The sequence below is a fragment of the Ruegeria sp. YTSC325 genome, assembly GCF_059609525.1.
This window is the reverse complement of sequence record NZ_JBXWLY010000033.1, coordinates 1-3,399: the sequence shown is the minus strand read 5'-3', so window position 1 is coordinate 3,399 and position 3,399 is coordinate 1. Positions and strand designations below refer to the sequence as shown.

Genomic DNA, 3,399 nt, shown 5'->3' with positions numbered 1-3,399 from the left:
TGACCGCATCTGGGACGACTATCTGCCGAGTGATAAAACCTCCGGACCGAAGCCGAAGACCGCATTCAGGCATCAACTCCGGGTGTTGGTTCTAGACCTGTATGTTGCTTGGCTGGAAGACCCGGAACTATCTATCGGCGTCTCTATGTCCTCGAACTACTGGGACACGTCTTCCCGCTATAACGCGATCTATATATCCAAGAAGATCATCCCGATCATTCACACTCTAATCGAAGCAGGATTATTGGATGTTGCCAAGGGCAGCTACTCGGGTCCTCTGGCTCGGGGGAACAGAACGACGAGGATACGAGCCTCCGAGGTGATGCAGGGATGGTTCGCCGAAGTGGCATTCCAACGAGATGACGTTGGTCGGGTCGAAGGCGAGGAGATCATCATTCTCAGAGGGGACAATGTTGAGTCACTGGTCGAGTACGAGGATACCGACGAGATCATCAGAATTCGGGCTGAGCTTGAGCGCTATAACCAAGTAATTACTGATGCTTTCATTGATATCCCTGTTTTGGATGAGCCGAAGGTCGATGACGTAACCACCGATCATCATCATAAATTCACCCGCCGGATATTCAGTCGCTCTGACTTTAACCTAAATGGGCGCTTTCATGGTGGCTGGTGGCAGCAGATCAATAGTGACTGGAGGTCAAAGATCTTCATCAATGATACGCCCGCCGTCGAAGTGGACTTCCGCAGTCTCCATGTCTCTCTCCTCAGTCTGGAGGCGGGGAAGGAACTTGGTGGTGACCCCTATGATCTGCCTGACAGACTTATCGCGGGTGCGCCTGCACCGCTTCAACGCAAGTTTATGAAACGACTGATACTGACTGCTATAAACGCCGGGTCCAAATACGCGGCCTTCAGAGCCTTCCGAGATGGGTTCCCGACTGGTCATGCTGGGAAGTCAATAACGAACGAGCAACTGGAGACCCTGCTGACGGGCTTTCTGGACAAGACGCCTCACATCAAAGACTATCTGTTCGCAGATCAGGGCATCCGGTTGATGCATCTCGATAGTCTGATCGTTGAACGCGTCCATCGTCACTTCTGCCACCAAGCCGTACCAGTCTTGTCCGTGCATGACAGTCACATCATCGACTATACCCGAGTCGGAGAGTTGAAGCGGGTGATGGCGGAGGCTTCGGAGGAAGTGGCCGGTGCACCGTTGCCGACGTCGAACCAGTTCTATGGGCTGGACGAACAAGCCGACCCCAATGCGGACCATGTGAAAGACTACGTGATTTGGCGACAGACGGTCCGGTCAGAGGGCTATCTTCAGAGGTTGGCGGAACATGAACGAAGAACGGGGCGAGAGGTGGTGCCATTCGAGATTCAATATTGAAGCAGCGGAACTGGGTGGGTCGGGTAAGCTAAAGGGCGAACGGCCAAATTGAGGAAAAAGCGGCCATTAAACCATAAAGACAGCGCGAAAACCTTTGCTCCAGTCATCTAGTTTTCTCAGTTCAAATTTCGCGTCGCAACGACCACTTCGCGATGCATGAACTTCAAGCCTGCATAACAACATACCGGGCTAATTATTGTGGCAACCCTGCATTTTTCCAACCTTCACGCCAATTGCTTGCACAAGATGGAACAGTGAATATTGGTATTTGAGTCTGCGCTGAGGCTGCTGTCAGGCCCGGGCGTAATGCCTGAAGGTCCGCAACCGCTTGGCGAGCAGCAGCATCATCGGTGAGGTGTCCAAGGGCAGCAATCAGCATGAGATGACTCATAACGAAGCTTGAACGCACAGATAAGGCATTTCGACAAGCCTTAACAGATTCTTCATAGCGCCCAAGATGAAATAGTGCACTTGCTTGAGCGAGGTAAGCAGCATGGCGCAACGGATCGTGCGGGCTAAGGTCCACAGATTGAGTCGCGTGGCTGAGTGCCTCCTCGGGGCGATTAAGCAGAAACAGGTTGATGGACGCCAGCATGTGAACTGTTGCGGCGTTTGGGTTTTGCTCAAGAGCTTGTTTGAACGCAACCCGCGCGCGTGGTAAATCCCGAGCCAGCATTGAGATTGAATGCGCAGCATACGCCAGTGCAACCCCGTCTGCACGATCGCTAAGCAGTACCCGTTCGGCTGCTTTTACGGCCTCTTTCGGCCCTTCGCCGATAGGTTCAAGCCCTTGGACCATGCGTTGAATATGCAACCAAGCCAACAAACCTGATGCGGACGCATATTCCGGGTCGCGACCCAGTGCGAGGGTCGTCAGCCTTATGGCCTCTCGATTGTCTTCATCCGTCAAAAGATGGAAGTGCGATTGAGCTCGCAGGTAAAGTTCATAGGCTTCCAAATTATCCGTGGGTTTCGCGCGCGCTCGGTTTGTTTCGGCGTGCCGTAGAGATGGCTCAATCGCTGTAACGACTTCCAGCGTGACTTTGTCTTGAAGGTCGAAAATATCATCAAGCACGCCGTCAAAGCGTTCTGCCCAGAGATGACTGCCGTTTTCCGCATCAATCAACTGCCCAGTAATGCGGACGCGTTGACCTGCTCGTCTGACTGAGCCCTCGAGAACATAGCGCACTCCAAGTATGCGACCAACTTCGCGAATATCCGTGCTTTTGCCTTTAAAAGTGAAGGACGAATTTCGAGCCACGACCATCAGCCAGCGGAACCGAGACAACTCTGTGATGATGTCTTCTGTGATACCGTCCGCAAAGAATTCCTGTTCGGGATCATCAGACATATTGTCGAATGGAAGCACTGCAATCCCAGGTCTAACATCCGTTATTTGCGATAGGTTGGCTGAAGTGCCCTTAGGCCAGCACCAAACACCAATGCGGCGCGTGATGTTTTTGAGTTCCGTCTGCTCACCGCCGTCGAACTTGGATGCGTCGCCTCGATCAAGACTGTTGTGAGATGTATCCGACAACAATACCTGATCTGGCTCGGCCATTGCTTCGAGACGAGCGGCGACATTTATTCCGTCACCAAAAATGTCGTCACCTTCGGTGACAACCTCGCCGGTATGAATGCCAATTCGAAGCTTGATACTGTCTGGTTTCTGAGCCGACTGTATTGCAATAGCGCAATCTGCAGCGTCTGACGTGGACTTAAACTCGGCGATCCAACCATCGCCCAAGCTTTTGATCATTGTCCCGCCATGGGCTTTCAGAAGCAATTGGAGCGTATCTTCACGAAATGATCGGAGCGCACTAATCGTACCTTCCCGGTCCTGATCCATCAGTGCTGAATAGCCGACAATGTCCGCCGCAAGCACCGTCGTAAGACGTCTGTCCATTCGTTCCCCCTGTTTTAAGGAACTTAACGCGACACTCGACTTCTGTCAGCCCGACAAGGTCGCCTTTGGAGTCTGGGTCCGAAATCCCCAGGTAATGCCCAACTCTGCTCCCCGCTGAAGCTATTCCCAGATGCGGTCG

The 3,399-nt window shown here is 52.7% G+C and carries 2 protein-coding genes; one reads left to right on the top strand and one right to left on the bottom strand.

Annotated features, from left to right (window positions below; all coding sequences use genetic code 11):
- A partial coding sequence (locus tag AC2FF7_RS22100; protein ID WP_496906355.1) for a hypothetical protein occupies positions 1–1,354 on the top strand: 1,354 nt, incomplete at its 5' end.
- 193 nt (positions 1,355–1,547) lie between these two features.
- Here AC2FF7_RS22100 and AC2FF7_RS22095 read toward each other — a convergent pair.
- Complete coding sequence (locus AC2FF7_RS22095; RefSeq protein WP_496906354.1) at positions 1,548–3,260, bottom strand: adenylate/guanylate cyclase domain-containing protein; 1,713 nt, start codon at positions 3,258–3,260, stop codon at positions 1,548–1,550.
- Positions 3,261–3,399: the final 139 nt, after the last annotated feature.